The following is an 18,276-nucleotide window of genomic DNA, read 5'->3' on the forward strand; positions in this document are numbered from 1 at the left end:
ACTGCGGACAGGGCGGTATGCCGCCCGGCGGGAACGGGGGGCGGAATTGTTCGGAATGCTGCGGCCGTGTGCGCACGCGGCGCCGCGATACGGCATCGACGCGTCGCAGTGGCGTGCGCACATGTGCGGATTGTGTCTGGGGCTGCGGGACGGGCACGGACAGGTCGCCCGCGCCGCGACCAACACCGACGCGATTCTGCTGAGCGTGCTCACCGAGGCGCAGGCGCCGCCGCTCGCGGCCCGGACCGAGGCGGGCCGCTGCCCGCTGCGGGGGATGGCGCGCGCCGAGGTGGCCGCGGCCGACGCTCCGGGTGTGCAGCTGGCCGCGACCGCATCCCTGCTGCTCGGTGCGGCCGCGCTGCGCGACCGGGTCGACGACGGCGACGCCGCCCCGCTGACCGGGCGGCCGATGGTCCGGCTGTCGGCGTCGTGGGCGGCGCGGGCGCGCACCCAGGCACGGCGGATCGGCTTCGACGTGGACCCGCTGGTCGCGGCGATCGCCGCGCAGACCGACCGCGAGCGGTCCGCCACCGACCTCGCCGAGCTGACCGCGGCCACCCAACTGTGCGCCGCAGAGTTCTTCGCCCACACCGCCGTGCTCGCGGGCCGCGCCGACAACGCCGACCACTTACGCACGGCCGGAACACATTTCGGCCGCATCGCACACCTCGCCGACGCCGTGCAGGATCTCGACGCCGACCGCACGACCGGCCGGTTCAACCCACTCGACGCCTCCGACACCTCCGTGGCCCAGGCACAGGCCCTGATCCAGGAGTCCGACGCGCAGATCCGCCGGGCCCTCGCGGCCGCCGAACTCGCCGAGGTCCCCACGGTGCGCTGGATGCTGCTCGACCCACTGCACGCGGTGCTGCACCGCGTCGCTGCCGGCACCCGTCATCGCCCCACCCGGCCGGGCATCGGCGCGGCCATCGGCATCACCCTCACCCAGTACTGCACCGGGTACGCCTGCTGCGCCGACCACACCAATCCCTGCACCGGCCGACGGGAACAGGCCTGGCGCAAGAGCTGCGACTGCGGTTCCTGCTGTGACTGCGCGAATTGCTGCTCCGGCTGCGACGGCAAGGGCGGCTGCTGCGACGGGTGCGGGTGCTGCGACTGCTGAACCGCCCCCGGGAGCAGCTTGTCCCGGGGGCGGTTTCGCTTGGAAATATCAGCGCAGCGTCGCGGTGAGGTGCGGATACCCCTTCTTCGGGTGCCGCAGCGCCAGATCCCAGCCGCCGTCGACCTGATCGGCGTACACATTCACGGTGGCGGGCAGCAGGATCGGCTTGCCGAACTTCACCGAGTAGGCCACCTTCTCCGGAATCCGGCCCTCGACATTGCTCAGCACGTTGGCCGCCGACCACATGCCGTGCGCGATCGCCCGTGGGAAACCGAATGCCCTGGCGCCCAACGCCGAGGTGTGGATCGGGTTGTGATCGCCGGAGGCCTGGGCGTACCGGGTGATCATCTTCTGATCCACCCGGATGGTGCGCAGCGGCGGCGGGGGCACCTCCTCCGGTTTCGGCTCGGGCTTCGGCCCGCCCGACAGCGAGGTGCGCTGCTGGTGCAGGAAGGTGGTGACCTGCCGCCACACCTGCTCGCGACCCACGCTCACCTCGGTGATCGCGTCCACCAGGAGCCCGCGCGGATGCTCGCGCAGATTCTCGATGTGGGTGCGCAGATCCAGCGGCTCGCTCACCGAGATCTCCCGGCTCCGCTCGATCAGGTTCTGCGCGTGCACCGCGCCCACCGCCACGAACGGGAAGTCGCGCGCCACCACCAGCCGCATCGCCAGCGGGAAGCTGAGGATGAACGGATAGGTCAGTGGCAGCGCGTCACCGAAGCGCAGCCCGGTGGCCCGGCAGTAGTCGGCCAGGTGGTCGGGATCCACCCGCAGCCCGCGCAGCTCGACCACCCGGTCGGGCAGCGTCTGCTTGCGCGCCGACAGCGGCAGCGGCACCGCGCCCAGGGCCGCCTGCACGAAGAGCTTGCTGTTCTTCGGCGGCTCGGTGAGCGTGATCACCTGCGTCTTGTCCGTCATGCGCCGCCTCACGCCCCGAGCATGGCCTGGCCGCACACGCGCAGCACATTGCCGTTGACGGCGTTGGAAGCGGGGCTGGCGAAGTAGGCGATGGCCTCGGCGACGTCGACGGTCTGACCGCCCTGCAGCAGCGAACTCATCAACCGGCCCGCCTCGCGGGTGGCCAGCGGGATCGCGGCCGTCATCGCGGTCTCGATGAAGCCGGGCGCGACGGCGTTGATGGTGATGCCCTTCTCGGCCAGCTTCGGCGCCTCGGCCTGCACCATGCCGATGACACCGGCCTTGGAGGCGCCGTAGTTGGTCTGGCCGCGGTTGCCCGCGATGCCCGCGATGGAGGACACGTCGATCACCCGGCCGCCCTCCTTCAGCACGCCCTTGGCCACCAGCGCCTCGGTGATGCGGTGCGGGGCCGCGAGATTGACGTTGATGACGGCGTTCCAGCGCGCGTCGTCCATGTTGGCGAGCAGCTTGTCGCGGGTGATGCCTGCGTTGTGCACGATGATGTCGAGGCCGCCGAAGCGTTCGGTGACGAACTCGGCCAGCTTCTCGGCCGCGTCGGGCGCGGTGACGTCCAGCGCGAGCGCGGTGCCGCCGACCTTGTTGGCGGTCTCCGACAGCGCGTCGCCCGCGGCCGGGATGTCGGCCACGATCACCTTCGCGCCGTCCCGGGCGAACACCTCGGCGATGGTCGCGCCGATGCCGCGGGCCGCGCCGGTGACCACGGCGACCTTGCCCTCGAGCGGGCGCGCCCAGGCGGCCGGGGCCGCGGAGTCGTCCTTGCCGACCCGGATGACCTGGCCGTCGACGAACGCCGACTTGGCCGAGAGCAGGAAGCGCAGCGTCGACTCCAGGCCGGTGGCCGAGGGCGAGGCGTCCGGGTGCAGGTAGACCAGCTGGGCGGTGGCACCGCGCAGCAGCTCCTTGCCCACCGAGCGGGTGAAGCCCTCGAGCGCGCGCTGGGCGATCTGCTCCTCGACGCTCGCGGCCAGCTCGGGCGTGGTGCCGATGACGACGAGCCGGCCCGAGGCCGCGATGCTGCGCATGGCGGGCTGGAAGAACTCGTAGAGCTGGGCGAGATCCTCGATCGAGCCGATGCCGGTCGCGTCGAAGACCAGCGCGCCGTACTTGGTGCCCTGGGTCAGCGAGTCGGCGAAGGTGTAGTCCGACAGCAGCGCGCGCACCGGCTCGGCGACGCGGCCCTTGCCGCCGAGCAGCACCGGGCCGGGCAGGGCGGGCTCGCCGGGGGTGTAGCGGCGCAGCGTCTCCGGCTGGGGCAGGCCCAGCTTGCTCGCCAGGAACTGGCCCGGGGCGGAGTGGACGAACGATCCGTAGAGGTTGGGTGCACCCTTGCTCTTGGCTGCCACAGTTCCTACCTTTTCTCTCTCGTTTTCCGGGTGTCTGTGTTCGCCCCGCCTGCGCCGGGTACGGCAGCACAGCGGGCGCGTGCGTTCCGAACCACATTCGCGGGGTGCGGTGTCGACAACAAACTTACTCCAGAGTAAGTTTAATGTAAACCGCAGCGACGAGACCCTTGGAGACTCGAGTGACCAGCAAAGCCCGTAGCGCCAAGAGCACGGCAAGCACTGCCAAGACCGCGCGCCCGGTCGCCATCGTTGGCGGCAACCGCATTCCGTTCGCTCGCTCCGACCGGGCGTACGCGAAGGCCAGCAACCAGGACATGTTCACCGCGGCGCTGGACGGCCTGGTGAGCCGGTTCAACCTGCAGGGCGAACGGCTGGGCATGGTCGTCGGCGGCGCCGTGCTCAAGCGCGTCGGCGAGCACGGCATGATCCGCGAGAGCGTGCTCGGCAGCAAGCTCTCGCCCTACACCCCGGCCCACGACCTGCAGCTGGCGTGTGGCACCGGCCTGCAGTCGATCGTCACCGTCGGCGACGCCATCGCGCTCGGCCGGATCGAGGCGGGCATCGGCGGCGGCACCGACACCACCTCGGACGCGCCGATCGGCGTCAGCGAGTCGATGCGCGAGTGGATGCTGCAGGCCAACCGCGCCAAGACCAACAAGGACCGGCTCAAGCTGGTCGGTCAGCTGCGCCCGGGCATGCTCGGCATCGAGATCCCGCGCAACGCCGAACCGCGCACCGGCCTGTCGATGGGCGAGCACGCCGCCATCACCGCCAAGGAGTTCGGCATCAGCCGCGAGGCGCAGGACGAGCTGGCCTACCTCTCCCACAAGAACATGGCCGCCGCCTACGACCGCGGCTTCTTCGACGACCTGATCACCCCCTTCCTCGGTCTGACCCGCGACGACAACCTGCGCCCGGACTCCTCGCTCGAGAAGCTGGCCAAGCTGAAGCCGGTCTTCGGCGTGCAGGCCGGTGACGCGACCATGACCGCGGGCAACTCCACCCCGCTCACCGACGGCGCCTCCGCGGTGCTGCTCTCCAGCGAGGAGTGGGCCGCCGAACGCAACCTGCCGGTGCTGGCCCGCCTGGTCGACAGCGAGGTCGCCGCGGTCGACTACGTGCACGGACCGGACGGCCTGCTGATGGCCCCCACCTACGCGGTGCCGCGCCTGCTCGCCCGCAACGGCCTGACCCTGCAGGACTTCGACTACTACGAGATCCACGAGGCGTTCGCCTCGGTCGTGCTCGCGACGCTGCAGGCCTGGGAGTCCGACCAGTACTGCAAGGAGCGGCTGGGCCTGGACGGCGCGCTCGGCTCGATCGACCGCAGCAAGCTCAACGTCAACGGTTCCTCGCTGGCCGCGGGCCACCCGTTCGCGGCCACCGGCGGCCGCATCGTCGCGGCCACCGCCAAGCAGCTCGCGGAGAACGGCGGCGGGCGCGCGCTGATCTCCATCTGCGCGGCCGGCGGCCAGGGCGTGGTCGCGATCCTCGAGCGGTAATCGCTCGGCGAATGCGCACAGGCGGCACCGGGAACCATCCTGGTGCCGCCTTTCTTTTCGTCGCGATGCAGCGCGATGCGGCCTTGTGAGCTTTATCATCGGTGCGCGGCAACCTTCTCAGATTTTCTTCCGCGGGAAAGTAGCGGATCGGAGCAATGACCTGGCAAATCGCTGCGGTCGCGAAACGGCAGAACCGGTCGTCCGCCGCCGCAAGGGCTTGCCTGGAAATGATCTCTGTGTTTACGTGCTCGTAACCCTGCCGCGTGGAGGGGTTCGCGTGCTGTTCGCACCCGGAGCGCGGTGAGGTGGGACAGGAAGGCTGAAAATCTGATGCGAATCGGTGTCACCCTGCGCGCCGCCGCCGTCGCGCTGGCGGCGGCCATCGGCTTCGCGCTCGCGGCCACCGGCCCGGCGGGCGCGACGAGCGAACTGGATCGCTATCTCGATCTCCCCCTGGTCAACCGGGACGCCGCGGCCGGTCCCGGTGGCGTGCACCCGGACCTGCCCTACGACGCAGCGCAGCTGCGCGAGCTGCTGGACCGGGCTCGCGCGCAGGGCGTCGCGCCCACCCGGTATGCCGCGCTGCTGTTCCAGTACTGGCTGGTGGCGGCGACCGACCGCGCGGGCATCGACCTGAGTTCCTGGGATCCGCGGGCCGGTGTGCAGGCCAACCGCGAGAACCTCATCAAGTCCTACCGCTATTACGAAGACCTGCAACTCGAGCACCGCGAACTGCAATGGGCCGGAATGGCCGGGCAGGTCGGCGCCGACTTCGGCGGCGGACTGCTCGATTTCGAGCTGATGGGCACCATGTATTCGCTGCCTGGCCTGTCCGAATCGGCGCGCTCGGTGGTCGCGGCCGTGCAGCAGGCCGCGGGCCCGGCCGCGGTGACGATGCTGCCCCGCGGACTGGCCGCGCTGGCCGAGGCGGGTTCGCAGATCACCCCCGAGGACATCCGCTACATCATCGGAATGATCCTGGTGATGCAGAAGAACATCTTCTCGGATCTCATGCCGCTGCACACCGCGTATGTGCGCGAAGGACTGCCGGCCATCGAGGAATTCCAGCGCGCGGGGCTGATCGACGCGTCGGTGCTGACCGCGTGGCGCGACATCGCCTCGGGTGACCACGACCGCATCGCGGCGGGCAATGCCACGCTGCTGCGCCGCGAGCAGGAATGGGCGATCGGCGCGCAATGGGATCACGTCCGCGAATACAAGGGCAGCGTGGGCGAAGCCATCACCTATGTGAGCGGCGCCGCGGGCTCCCCGTCGGTCGCCGGTGTGCTGCCGCCACGCGAATTCCGCCCGGTGCAGATCCCCTTCACCGGAACCGACGGCCGCGCCATGATTCTCACGCTGCCACTGCCGGGGTGGAATTGGTCGGTGCTGGACGACCGGTGGGATTACATCACCACCGAACTGCTGCCCAAGTACAAGGATCAGGTGGCGAACAACTGGCCCGCGCTGGAAGCCGTGATGCGGACACCCTACGAGGTGCAGATGGAAACGCATCGGCCGCTGCTGACCATTCCGCAGCTGCTCGAATCGGCGGCCAGGGGCCTGCGAATCACTCCCGCGGAGACGGAAATGGCGGTGCGCTGACATGGGTTGGAAGACGATCACGGCCGCGCTCGCGGGCGCGGCACTGACGATGTCGGCTGCGGGCGCCGCCGTGGCGGAACCGCTGCCGCCGCGCACGCCGGGCCTGAACGAGGTGTTCAACGGCTACGTCGTCGGCGCGCTGCAAGGCGCCACCGCCGCCTCCCCCGACGAGATTCTCCGTGGTCTGCGGGCCGACGACCCCTTCTACGAAGAACCGCCGCTCACCGGCGCCGAGCAGCCGGGCACGGTGCTGAAGTCGAAGAAGGTCGACGTGCTGTTCACCGGTGTGAAGCCGGCGAACCTCGACGCCTACAAGCTCATGTACGTCACCACCGGGCTGGACGGGGTCACGCCGATCATCAGCACCGGCATCCTGATGATCCCGGTGGACGGGCAGCCGGTCGGTGAGAAGCACCTGATCTCCTACCAGGAGGCCAACGACAGCGTCGGTCCGTCCTGTCATCCGAGCACCCAGTGGACCGGCGGGGCGCCCATGGACGGCGCGTCCTGGTCGGCCCTCGGCCCGCTGGCGCTGATGTTCGGCAAGGGCCACGCGGTGATGATCTCCGATGTCGGCAACGACGCCGACCGGGATCCGCACGGTGTGTTCGCGGGCAAGTTCGCCGCGCGCGCCCAGCTCGACGGCGCCCGCGCCGCGCTGAACTTCACCGAGGGCGGGCTGAATCCCGACGCGCAGGTGGCGCTGTTCGGCATCGCGGGCGGCGGCGTCGGCGCCGCCTTCGCCGCCGAACTCCAGCCGACCTACGCCCCGGACCTCGACGTGAAGTCCACCGTGCTCGAGGGCATGGTCGTCAACCCGCGCAACTTCATGCGCGTCGCCGACGGCTCGGTCGGCTCCGGCTTCGCCTTCGCCACCCTGCTCGGCCTCGAGCCGTGGTACCCGGAGATGGAGCTGGACGCGAAACTGAACCCGGCGGGCAAGGCCGTCGCCGACTACTACCGCACCCAGTGCCAGACCCCCGCCTACTTCACGCTGCCGTTCCTCCCGCTGAACACCCTGTTCACCTCGGGTGTGCACCCGGCCGACGAGCCCGCCTTCCAGCACGTGTTCGAGGACAACGTGCTCGGCCGGTCGGGCACCCCGGGCGCGCCGGTGCTCATCGCCTCGTGCGCGGCCGACGATTCGTTCATGTCGCTGGTGCCCGCCCGCGACGCCCGCGAGCTCGCCGACACCTACCGGGCGGCGGGCGCCGACGTCACCTACGCGCCCACCGACTGCAGCATGGTCACCATGCTGACCAACCTCTACCAGTGGGGCACGGACCTGTTCGGCATGCAGACCATCGACTGGCTCGACAGCCGGTTCGAGTGACGAGGTGACGGAGGCTCCCCCGGGCGACGCCGGGGGAGCCTTCGCTCATGTCCGCGGCAATTCGTTGTGCCCGCCGAAGGCCTTGCGCATCGCCGAGAGCACCTTGTCGGCGTACAGCGACTCCCCGCGCGAGGAGAACCGCCCGAACAGCGCCGCCGCCAGCACCGGCGCGGGCACGCCGGTATCGATCGCCGCGTCCAGCGTCCACCGACCCTCGCCGGAATCGGATACCCGGCCGCCGAAGGAATCCAGGTTCGGGTCGGCGTGCAGCGCCGCCGCCGTGAGATCCAGCAGCCAGGAGGCCACCACCGAACCACGCCGCCACACTTCGGTGACTTCCGGCACATCGATGCGGTAGCGGTAGTGCTCGGGGTGTTCGAGCGGCGTCTCCTCGGCGGAGAACTCCCCGGAGTGCGACAGACCGTAGTCGGCCTTGTGGAGAATGTTGAGCCCTTCGGCGTAGGCCGCCATCGCCCCGTATTCGATGCCGTTGTGCACCATCTTGACGAAATGCCCGGCGCCGGCCGGTCCGCAGTGCAGGTAGCCCTGTTCGGCGGGGGTGGGCTCGCCGGTGCGGCCGGGCGTGCGCGGCGCCGCGTCCACGCCAGGGGCGATCGACTTCAGCAGCGGGTCGAGATGCGCGACCGGCTCCGGCTCCCCGCCGATCATCAGGCAGAATCCGCGGTCGAGGCCGAACACCCCGCCCGAGGTGCCGATGTCGACGTAGTGGATGCCCTTCGGCTTCAGCTCCTCGGCCCGCCGGATGTCGTCGTGGTAGCGGCTGTTGCCGCCGTCGATCACGATGTCGCCCGGCTCCAGCAGCTCGGCCACCTCGGCGATCACCGCCCCGGTCGCGCCCGCCGGGATCATCACCCACACCACCCGCGGCGTCTCCAGGGCGGCGACGAACTCGCGCAGGTCGGTCGTGCCCTGGAAGCGTTCGCCCAGCTCGGCCCGCAGTTCCTCGATGTTGGCGCTCTTGCGTTCGTACCCGACGGCGGTGTGCCCGTCGCGGACGATCCGGCGGACGATGTTGCCGCCCATCCGGCCCAGGCCGATCATTCCCAGCTGCATTCGATCCCTCTCTCCTCGGGGTGAGCGGTGCTCCGGTGGCCTTCTTCTCGATTCTGCGCGCGATGTGTAACGCGCGGTGCGCTGCCCCGATAAACAGATCGGCTCCGTGCAGTTGCCAGACCCCCGACCCGGCAACTGCGCGGAGCCTTATTCGTGTGCGCTCACCGATGCCCCGTCCGACCCGTTGCGTGCTGTTTGCTGCCCCTTTTCGCCGGGCTGACGATGTCCGAAGAGGTCGGTATCGTGGCCGGGGGTCCGCAGGTGGCGGGCCCGCGAGGGAGATCTGCACGGAAGGACGGTTCGTGACCAGCGAGTCGAGCACCGGACGCCACGGTCAGGGCCGCCGAGCGGGCGGCGAGGTCGGTCTGCGCCAGCTCCTCGAATCGAACCGGCTGGCCGAGGCGCCCACCACCCAGTTCCGTGTCCCCCAGCAGAGCGACGGTCCGCAACAGAGCGACGTCCCGCGGCAGAGCGCCGACGGCGCGGAGTGGCCCGGTGATTCCTCACCCACCGTGCCCATCGGCACCGGCCGTGCCGGCGCACCCGCGCCCGGAGCGGGCGCCCCGCCGCGACGCCCGACGGTACCGCCCGGACGCACCGGCGGTGAGCGACCCGGGCCATGGTGGCAGCAGCCCACCGCCCGGCGCGCGGGACTCGCCGTCGGCGCCGTGCTGGCCGTCGCGGGTATCGCCTACGCCGCCGACGCCGCGCTCAGCGCCGGTGAGGTGCCGCGCGGCGTCGTGGTCGCCGGCGTCGACATCGGCGGCATGGACATCGACGAGGCCGACACCAGACTGCGTGCCGCCCTCGACGGCCGCGCCGACCAGGAGGTGCCGCTGCGCATCGGCGACGTGCAGGACCGGATGGTCCCCGCCGCCGCGGGGCTCGGCATCGACTGGGCGGGCACCTGGGACCGCATCGGTGGTCAGCCCATCAACCCGGTCACCCGCTTCATCTCCCTGTTCGGCACCCGCCACGTCGCGGTGGCCAGCACCGTCGACGACGCCGCGCTCGACCGTCAGCTCGACGCGCTGAAGGTGCACGACCAGCCCACCGTCGAAGGCACCATCCGCTTCGACAGCGCCCAGCCCGTCGCCGTGCCGCCGGTCCCCGGCCGCGTCCTGGACCGCGCCGCCGCTCGCACCGAGATGATCGAGCACTGGATCGAGGGCGACCCGCTCACCCTCCCGGTCGTTCCCGCACCGCTCACCGTCCAGCCCGAGGCCGTCGACCGCGCTCTGCGGGAGATCGCCCTGCCCGCCGTGAGCGGTGACGTCGTGTTCGAGGGCAAGGGCGCCAGGGCCGTGCTCACCCCGCAGCAGATCGCGACCGTGCTGTCCTTCACCCCCGACGGCCAGGGCGGACTCGCGGCGAACTACAACCACGACGCCGCGGTCGCCGCGCTCGCCCCGCAGCTGGCCACCTCCGAGATCGAACCCAAGGACGCCACCTTCGCCCTCACCGGCGGCAGGCCCCGGGTGGTGCCCGCCGTCGTCGGCGACAAGGTCAACTGGGCCAAGACCCTCGAACAGCTGCCCGCGCTGTTGGTCGCCCAGCAACGCACCGCCCAGGCCGTCTACGAGAAGGTCGAGCCCAAGCTCACCACCGAGGCCGCCGAGAAGCTCGGCATCGTCGAGCCCATGGGCGAATTCACCACCAGCGGTTTCAGCGGACCGTCCGGGGTGAACATCCGCACCGTCGCCCGCAAGGTCAACGGCGCGGTGGTGCGCCCGGGAGAAACGTTCTCGCTCAACGAGTTCACCGGCCCGCGCGGCACGGCCGAAGGGTACGTCGAGTCCGGCATCATCGACCACGGCCGCCCGAGCACCGCCGTCGGCGGCGGCATCAGCCAGTTCGCCACCACCCTCTACAACGCCGCCTACTTCGCCGGCCTGGAGGACGCGGGCCACACCGAACACAGCTACTACATCTCCCGCTACCCCGCCGCCCGCGAAGCCACCGTCTTCGACGGCGCCATCGACCTCAAGTTCCGCAACAACACCGAATCCGGCGTCTACATCGAAGCTTTCGCCACCGACTCGGAGGTCACCGTGCGCCTGTGGGGCACCAAGACCGTCAACGTCGAGTCCATCACCGGCGAACGCACCAAGCCCACCGAGCCCACCACCATCACCCTGCCCAAGGGCAAGGACTGCATCGCCTCCGAGGGTGCGCCCGGCTTCACCGTCAGCGACACCCGCGTGATCACCGACCGTAAGACCGGCCGCGAGATCTCCCGGACCACCCGCACGGTGAAGTACGACCCCATCCCGATCGTCAAGTGCGAGTGAACCGCTCTTGATACCCCTGAATAGGGGGCAGGGAAACGTTACAGTTCATTTTTGTGAAACAAATCACACGCTAGCTTTCCGGTTGCTGACCTGCCGGTAATACTGGGGGCACGGCGCCTTCGCGACGGTTGCCGTCGAATGGTGGGAATTGCCGGGGATTTCATGGGCGGGCGGCCGCCACCCGCTGCTCGGAAACACGTATCGACCGGGGAATCCGTCGCTTGTGCCCAGCTCGGGCGTACCGCAGCCACCGACGGTCGGCTCCGCAGGCCGGTCGCTCGGGTGTCTTCGAACCGAGAATTTCACCGCGCGAACAGCTAATAATCAGCGAAAACCGCCGGATCGGTCGGTGCGCGAAATAGTGTGCGCGTCGAAACGCCCGTGATAGAAAAACTCTCGATTGATCACATACGTGATCGACGGAAATAACCTGTCCCGGAGGGGTATTCACTGTGAAGATTCGTACGTTCGGCATCGCCCTCGTCGCCGCCGCCGGCCTGGTGCTCGCCGGCGCCGGTGCCGCGACCGCCGAAGAGACTCCGGCCACCGGCACCGGTTCGGCCGAGGCGCTGCCCGCGCTGCTGGAGCTGCTGTCCTCCGGTTCGTCCGAGGCGCCTGCCGGTGAGGTCGCTGATGAGGCGCCGGTCGGCACGGGCTCGGCGGAGGCGCTGCCCGCCCTGCTGGAGCTGCTGTCCTCCGGTTCGTCCGAGGCGCCTGCCGGTGAGGTCGCCGACGAGACGCCCGTCGACACCGGTTCGGCCCAGCTGCTGCCCGCGCTGCTGGAACTGCTGTCCTCCGGTTCGTCCGCAGCTCCCGGCGAGACCCCCGCTCCCTGACCGCCGCCGGACAATTCCGAACGGAAAACCACGCCGGTGCGCGCGTAAATCACTGAACCGGCAGGACTTTCCGACCGACACGCAGCATTCGCACCCTGTTCACCGACCGGACGACCCACGCAAATCTCGGGCGTCGAGCATATGCCGGTCGGTGGCACGGTGCCGCCGATGATTGTCGAAAGAGAAGAATCATGGGCAAGTTGCGCGCGCTCGGAATCGCTGTCGCCGCCACCGCTTTCGTGCTCGCCGGCACCGGCATGGCCGCCGCCGACGAGGTCGGCACCGGCTCCGCCACCGGCTCGGCGAACTTCGTCGACGGCCTGGCCACCCTCATCACCACCGGCTCCGGCGGCGTCAAGCCACTCCCCACCGCCGGCTACACCAACCCCTACCTCGACGGCTGGAGCGCCGGCTCGTCGAACCTGCTGACCGCGCTCGGCAATCTGATCGGCACCGGCTCGGCCGCCTGAGCGGGCCCTTCCAGGCTTCGGACGGCCCGCACTGCGGGCCGTCCCCCCGACCTCTCGACCCGCACCGGCGTCGCTCCGTATCCTCCCTACATGGATCCATTGAGCCTTGTGGTCGGTGGCGGTCTGGTCGGCATCGGCTGGCTCCTCGGCCGGTTCGTCCCCCGCCGCCGCACCCGGTCCAACCCGCAGCTGACAGCCCGCTGCGGCTGCGGCCACGACCTGGCCCTGCACGACCGCACCGACGGCACCTGCCACGCCGAAACCTCGCACCGCGGCACCCACGGCCTGCGCGAATGGGTCCGCTGCAACTGCCGCCGCTACACCGGCCCCACCCCGCTCGAAGACGTCTTCGCCCCGCCCATCCTCCCCCCGGAGAAGTAACCCGCGCGGAGAAGCCGAGAAGGCCGTTTCTGCGCACTCCGGAGGAGTTCGACGTCCTGCGAATGGCGCTGTACGCCTGCCGGGTGCCGGCGCGTGACTGCCGGAAGGTCGACAATCGGGATACCGTCGTTGCCGGGGTCGTCGGCGAAGGACCGTTGGATTCCCTCGGTCGGAGGAGAACATTCCGGCGTGGTTTCGTCCGCGGTGGAGGAGGCGCGTTTGGAGGGGCTACGGGCCGAGGAGTTGTGGGCGCGCGAGAACTGACGCGCGGATACGTTCGGTTTTCTCCTGCGAGCTGGAAAGGCTGGGTATACGGCCATCACCCGTTCTGGGGGAATAACATGGACGCGGTGAGGCCGCTCCCTTATCCGTGACATGGGATACGTTTTCCGGGGTGGGGAAATCTCCGCTACGGGGCGGATATCTATTCGAAACGTCCCCTCACAACGGTGTTCGCATGAGCAGCACGTTGTATTGGCTGTGCACGGTCAGCAGGAAGTACAGATCGTCCCCGGTCTGGTAGGGGAAGATCATGGGCGCGTAAGCGGACGGCAGGTCCCGCGCATCCACCAACACCCGTGGCGGGCTCCACGGTCCTTCCGGTGCCGAGGCTGTCCGCATCACAACCGAATTCGCCGGGTCGGTGGTGAGCATGACGAACTGTCCGAGGTGGTCGTTCCACTGCACCGACAGTTCACCGACGTTGCCCACGATCGGCGCGGATGCCTTGGGGTCGTTGAGCTTCCACTCCCGCCCGTCCCAGTATTCGTAGGCGTCGATGTTGGCGATGTCGGCTTCGCGCACGCGGGAGATGAAGCCGGGATTGTCCCGTCCGGCGGGGGTGCCGAAGCGGTAGACGAACCCGTCGTTCTTCAGAAAAGCGTTCTGTTGGAACCGTTCGTGGCCGTCGATGTTGGCGCGGCGGGTGTGGGTGAGTTGGGCCCAGGTCTGGCCGCCGTCGCCGGAGGCGGCGAGGGTGGCGAAGTTGGTGTGCCACTTGCCGTGGTCGCCCCATTCGCGCACCGACATCATGCTCATGTACTGCACACCGCCGACGGAGACGCCCGCGGTGGGGATGAGGCTGATCTCGATGCCGGGGATCTTCGGGCTGGGCAGCGGGTTGGGGACGACGCTGTCGAAGTAGATGCCGTCGGAGGGGTCCTTGGTGCTGCTGCGGAACAGCACGTTGGAGGTCCAGGCCCACATGCTGCCCGCGAGCAGGTTGGGGAACCCGAGGCCCGCGCTGTCGCCGAAGGCGGTGATCATGCGGCCGGCGCCGTCGTCCCACATGATGCCGAGGTCGGTGCCGAGGACGTTGACGTTCTGGGTGCGGTTGGGGCTGTCCATGCCCGTCATCTGGAAGACGGCCTCGGTGGGGCCGGGCAGGTCGGGCAGGCCGCGCCAGCCGTTGAGCACCGGGATGGGGTTGACGTTGTTCGGGTCGGCGACGGCGGGGGCCGCCAGCGCGACGCTGCAGGCGGCGGCGAGCACGCCGAATCTGGCGAGTGCGGACAGCGATCGTTTCATCCGGGGATCCCTTCTGGGTGGCGCGCGGTCTGCCCGCCATATTCTGCCTGGTTCCGCGCGGAAGGGAAGCGGGCGGGCCGGTGTCGGTGAAACGACGAGAGCGGCCCGGAAGATCCGGGCCGCTCTCAGCGGATGTCGGGCGGAGCCGCTCAGAACGCGGCTTCGTCGAGCTCCATGATGTCGTTGTCCAGGTTGGCCAGGATCGCGCGGGTGGCGGTCAGCTCGGGCAGGACGTTGCGGGCGAAGAACTGCGCGGTGGCGATCTTGCCGTGGTAGAAGGGCTCGTCGGAGCCGTTGTCCAGGGCGGCGATCGCGACCTCGGCGTGGCGCAGCAGCTGCCAGCCGATGAGCAGGTCGCCGACGGCGAGCAGGAAGCGCACCGAACCCAGGCCGACCTTGTAGAGCTCCTTCGGGTCCTGCTGGGCGCCCATCAGGTGGCCGGTGAGGGTGGCGGCCATGGCCTGCACGTCCTCGAGGGCGGTGGCGAGCAGCTTGCGCTCGGCCTTGAGGCGGCCGTTGCCGGACTCGGCGTCGATGAACTTCTGCACCTGCCCGGCCACGTGGGCCAGGGCGACGCCGCGGTCGCGGGCGATCTTGCGGAAGAAGAAGTCCTGCGCCTGGATCGCGGTGGTGCCCTCGTAGAGGCTGTCGATCTTGGCGTCGCGGATGTACTGCTCGATCGGGTAGTCCTGCAGGAAGCCGGAGCCACCGAAGGTCTGCAGCGATTCGGTCAGGTACTGGTAGGCGCGCTCGGAGCCGACGCCCTTGACGATCGGCAGCAGCAGATCGTTCACGCGCGCCGCCAGGTCGGCGTCGGCGCCGGAGACCTGCGCGGCCACATCGACGTCCTGGTGGGCGGCGGTGTAGAGGTACACCGCGCGCAGGCCCTCGGCGTAGGCCTTCTGCATGGCCAGGCTGCGCCGCACGTCGGGGTGGTGGGTGATGGTGACGCGCGGGGCCGCCTTGTCGGTCATCTGGGTCAGGTCGGCGCCCTGCACGCGGTTCTTGGCGTAGTCCAGCGCGTTCAGGTAGCCGGTCGACAGGGTCGCGATGGCCTTGGTGCCGACCATCATGCGGGCGTGCTCGATGACCTCGAACATCTGCGCGATGCCGTTGTGCACCTCGCCCACCAGCCAGCCCTTGGCGGGGACGCCGTGGCCGCCGAAGGTGACCTCACAGGTGGCCGAGACCTTCAGGCCCATCTTGTGCTCGACGTTGGTGACGAACACGCCGTTGCGCTCGCCCAGCTCACCGGTCTCCGGATCGAAGTGGAACTTCGGCACGAAGAACAGCGACAGGCCCTTCGTGCCCGGCCCGGCGCCCTCGGGGCGCGCCAGCACCAGGTGCATGATGTTCGGGAACAGGTCGTCGGAGTCGGCGGAGGTGATGAACCGCTTGACGCCCTCGATGTGCCAGGAGCCGTCCTCCTGCTTGATGGCCTTGGTGCGGCCCGCGCCCACGTCGGAGCCGGCATCGGGCTCGGTGAGCACCATGGTGGCGCCCCAGCCCTGCTCGACGGCGATCTTGGCCCACTTCTTCTGCTCTTCGGTGGCGTTGTTGTAGAAGATGTTGGCGAAGCCGGCGCCCGCGGCGTACATGAAGGCGGCGGGCTGCGCGCCCAGGATCAGCTCGGCGATGGCCCAGTAGGCGGTGCGGGGGAACTTGATGCCGCCGAGCTCCTCATCGACGGAGAACTTGTCCCAGCCGCCCTCTTCGAGGGTCTTGTAGCTCTTCTTGAACGACTCGGGCAGGGTCACCGAGTGAGTTTCGGGGTCGAAGACCGGGGGGTTGCGGTCGGCGTCGGCGAAGGACTCACCGAGCGGGCCCTCGGCCAGGCGACGCACTTCGTTGAGCATCTCCTTGACGGTGTCGGTGTCCAGGTCGCCGTAGGCGCCGCTGTCCAGGATGCTGCCCAGACCCAGGACCTCGAAGAGGTTGAACTCCAGGTCGCGGACGTTGCTCTTGTAGTGACCCATGTCTTGTACTCACTCTCCGTTGAGTTGGTGCGGTCGGTGTGGTGCCGTTCCCGCCCGTTGTCGCCACCGGCGAACCGGCTTTCCGCATGCTACTCGCGGGTAACTTTAACCGATATTACCGCCGGGTAATGCCCGCGCAAAAGTCCCCGGACGGCAATGTGATGTGAAAAACAGGCCGCTGACCGGGACCCGGATATCACCTGCACGCTGCGGTTACGGTGAGGTGTGCGCATCGAGACCAGTGCGGGTCCGGCCGAGGTCGAGCTGGACGTGCCGCCCGACCCCCGGTTCCTGCTGCTGCTCACGCACGGCTCAGGTGGCGGCGTGGACGCGAAAGACCTACTGGCGGTTAGGGATTCGGCGCTGGCGCTGGGTGGTGTCGTGGCCAGGGCGAGGCAGCCCTACCGGGTGGCCGGCCGGCGGGCGCCGGGAGCCGCGGACAAGCAGGACGCGGCCTGGCTGGAGATCGTGGCGGCTGTGCGTGCCCGGTATCCGCAGGGACCCCTGGTGCAGGGCGGGCGTAGCAACGGGGCGCGGGTGGCCTGCCGGACCGCCGTGGCGGCGGGGGCGCGCGGGGTGCTGGCGCTGTCGTTCCCGCTGCATCCGCCGGGCAAACCCGAGAAGACCCGGCGGGACGAGTTGCTGGCGGCCGCGCCGGTGGCGGTGGTCGTGGTGAACGGGGCCAACGACCCGTTCGGGGTGCCGGATGCCGCCGACGCCGCCGAGGTGCGGGTGATCCCGGGGCAGCCGCATTCGTTCCGCGGCGGATTCGACGTCATCGTCGCGACGGTGGAGCCGTGGTTGCGGCGGTGGTCCGGTCAGGACTGAGCGGGATCGCGACTCGCCACCACCAGCGCGTCGATGGCCTCGCCCGCCTCGGTCGGGCGCAGGACGCGGTCGGCGATCCTGATCCTGATGTCCGGTTCGCCGGCCAGGTCGGCGGCGATGTCGTCGGGGGTGAACAGGATCGCGGGGTCCTGCGGGCCGCCGTGACCGTCGGTGAGGTTGGTGCTGTCGTGGCCGAGCACCAGCAGGGTGCCCTCGGGCGCCAGCCGCCGGGCCGCCGCCCGCACGACCGCGCGCCGCTGCTGTTCGGGCAGGTGCAGGAACACCATCAGCACCAACTCGAACGGGCCGCTGACGCCCGCCGCGTCGAGATCGGTGACGTCCGCGCACTGCCAGGTGATCCGGCTCCGCACCGAGCGCGACAGCCGGGTCGCCACCGTCCGCCCCTTGTCGATGCCGACCTGCGAGAAGTCGACCGCGTGCACCTCCCAGCCGTGGGTGGCCAGCCACAGCGCGTTGCGCCCCTCACCGCACGCGAGATCCAGTGCGCGCGGCAACCGGCCCTCGTCCTCCGCCGTCGTGCGCCGCTGCAGGCCGTAGACGTACTCCACCACCGTGTTGTTCGGCGGCGCACCCCAGACCAGTTCGCTCTGCGCGTACCGCTCGTCCCAGTCGGCCGCATCCATGCTGCGAGTGTATTGCCGTCATAGGGTCCGGCATATCGCCGGGAAGGCCGGGACGAGACTCGGGGTGCCTGTGCTGGAACGTCGTGCGCTGCCGGTCCGAAGCGGTGCTCTTTCCGACGAGTAGTAGTTGGTCCCGCACGGCGAAGGCGAGTTGAACCGCGCCCGCGTCCGGCGTGAGCGCGTGGAGACCTTGCGCCGAGTGCCCGTGCCCGTGCTCGCTTGCGGGGGCTGGACGGAGACCCGATGCAGCAGGGAGTGGCCACAGACGGTGCCGGCCATCGCCACGGTCGCCGAGCCGTTCTGCCCGCTGTCGGCTTGCCCCGGCGGGATCAGGTGGCGCTCCACTCGCTCCGCCGCACTCGCGCACCGCCCACGCCATAGCGACCAGATAGACGGTTGCT

15 protein-coding genes are annotated in these 18,276 nt (G+C 69.8%); 9 read left to right on the forward strand and 6 right to left on the reverse strand.

What is annotated here, in order from left to right; translation table 11 throughout:
- The first annotated feature begins 121 nt into the window (after positions 1-121).
- On the forward strand, positions 122-1,123 hold the full coding sequence (locus tag AMO33_RS21360; RefSeq protein WP_228791108.1) for a DUF5685 family protein: 1,002 nt from the start codon (positions 122-124) through the stop codon (positions 1,121-1,123).
- A 48-nt stretch (positions 1,124-1,171) separates the two neighbouring features.
- On the opposite strand, the gene AMO33_RS21365 is transcribed toward AMO33_RS21360, so the two are convergent.
- Both AMO33_RS21365 and AMO33_RS21370 read right to left on the reverse strand, forming a co-directional pair.
- The gene (locus AMO33_RS21365; RefSeq protein ID WP_060594015.1) at positions 1,172-2,044 is read right to left on the reverse strand and encodes a MaoC/PaaZ C-terminal domain-containing protein; all 873 of its coding nucleotides are present in this window, start codon (positions 2,042-2,044) and stop codon (positions 1,172-1,174) included.
- Positions 2,045-2,052: 8 nt separating this feature from the next.
- Complete coding sequence (locus tag AMO33_RS21370) at positions 2,053-3,408, reverse strand: 3-oxoacyl-ACP reductase (protein ID WP_060594016.1); 1,356 nt, start codon at positions 3,406-3,408, stop codon at positions 2,053-2,055.
- Between the two features lie 179 nt (positions 3,409-3,587).
- Between AMO33_RS21370 and AMO33_RS21375 the strand changes: the two genes are divergently transcribed.
- The 3 genes from AMO33_RS21375 (at position 3,588) to AMO33_RS21385 (ending at position 7,848) form a co-directional block, all read left to right on the forward strand.
- Entirely contained in the window at positions 3,588-4,910 is a 1,323-nt protein-coding gene (locus AMO33_RS21375) for an acetyl-CoA C-acetyltransferase (RefSeq protein ID WP_060594017.1), read from the forward strand.
- A 330-nt stretch (positions 4,911-5,240) separates the two neighbouring features.
- A complete protein-coding gene (locus AMO33_RS21380) occupies positions 5,241-6,515 on the forward strand; it encodes a hypothetical protein (protein WP_041560489.1) in 1,275 nt (424 codons plus the stop codon).
- 1 nt (position 6,516) lies between these two features.
- Positions 6,517-7,848, forward strand: coding sequence for a lipase family protein (locus AMO33_RS21385; protein WP_060594018.1), 1,332 nt, complete (start codon positions 6,517-6,519; stop codon positions 7,846-7,848).
- Positions 7,849-7,893: 45 nt separating this feature from the next.
- On the opposite strand, the gene gnd is transcribed toward AMO33_RS21385, so the two are convergent.
- Positions 7,894-8,922, reverse strand: coding sequence for a phosphogluconate dehydrogenase (NAD(+)-dependent, decarboxylating) (gnd, locus tag AMO33_RS21390; protein ID WP_060594019.1), 1,029 nt, complete (start codon positions 8,920-8,922; stop codon positions 7,894-7,896).
- A gap of 302 nt (positions 8,923-9,224) precedes the next feature.
- Between gnd and AMO33_RS21395 the strand changes: the two genes are divergently transcribed.
- From AMO33_RS21395 to AMO33_RS21410, 4 genes are all read left to right on the forward strand, one after another.
- The gene (locus AMO33_RS21395; protein ID WP_060594020.1) at positions 9,225-11,213 is read left to right on the forward strand and encodes a VanW family protein; all 1,989 of its coding nucleotides are present in this window, start codon (positions 9,225-9,227) and stop codon (positions 11,211-11,213) included.
- Between the two features lie 452 nt (positions 11,214-11,665).
- Positions 11,666-12,049 carry a hypothetical protein gene (locus AMO33_RS21400; RefSeq protein ID WP_060594021.1) on the forward strand — a complete coding sequence of 128 codons (384 nt, stop codon included), beginning with the start codon at positions 11,666-11,668 and terminating at the stop codon, positions 12,047-12,049.
- A 191-nt stretch (positions 12,050-12,240) separates the two neighbouring features.
- Positions 12,241-12,519 (forward strand): hypothetical protein, encoded by a 279-nt coding sequence (locus tag AMO33_RS21405; protein ID WP_060594022.1) that lies wholly within the window; start codon positions 12,241-12,243, stop codon positions 12,517-12,519.
- Between the two features lie 90 nt (positions 12,520-12,609).
- Positions 12,610-12,900 (forward strand): hypothetical protein, encoded by a 291-nt coding sequence (locus AMO33_RS21410; protein WP_060594023.1) that lies wholly within the window; start codon positions 12,610-12,612, stop codon positions 12,898-12,900.
- Between the two features lie 441 nt (positions 12,901-13,341).
- On the opposite strand, the gene AMO33_RS21415 is transcribed toward AMO33_RS21410, so the two are convergent.
- Together AMO33_RS21415 and AMO33_RS21420 are read right to left on the reverse strand one after the other, a co-directional pair.
- The gene (locus AMO33_RS21415) at positions 13,342-14,427 is read right to left on the reverse strand and encodes a DUF4185 domain-containing protein (RefSeq protein ID WP_011211986.1); all 1,086 of its coding nucleotides are present in this window, start codon (positions 14,425-14,427) and stop codon (positions 13,342-13,344) included.
- A gap of 149 nt (positions 14,428-14,576) precedes the next feature.
- Positions 14,577-16,403: an acyl-CoA dehydrogenase gene (locus AMO33_RS21420; protein ID WP_060594024.1), complete on the reverse strand. Its 1,827-nt coding sequence runs from the start codon at positions 16,401-16,403 to the stop codon at positions 14,577-14,579.
- Positions 16,404-16,628: 225 nt separating this feature from the next.
- Between AMO33_RS21420 and AMO33_RS21425 the strand changes: the two genes are divergently transcribed.
- The gene (locus AMO33_RS21425) at positions 16,629-17,231 is read left to right on the forward strand and encodes an alpha/beta hydrolase family protein (protein ID WP_060594025.1); all 603 of its coding nucleotides are present in this window, start codon (positions 16,629-16,631) and stop codon (positions 17,229-17,231) included.
- Here the strand turns inward: AMO33_RS21425 and AMO33_RS21430 are convergent.
- Entirely contained in the window at positions 17,222-17,875 is a 654-nt protein-coding gene (locus AMO33_RS21430) for a class I SAM-dependent methyltransferase (RefSeq protein ID WP_060594026.1), read from the reverse strand. The two genes, AMO33_RS21425 and AMO33_RS21430, sit on opposite strands and share 10 nt — an antisense overlap.
- Positions 17,876-18,276: the final 401 nt, after the last annotated feature.

The sequence above is a fragment of the Nocardia farcinica genome (genome assembly GCF_001182745.1).
Lineage (GTDB): Bacteria > Actinomycetota > Actinomycetes > Mycobacteriales > Mycobacteriaceae > Nocardia > Nocardia farcinica.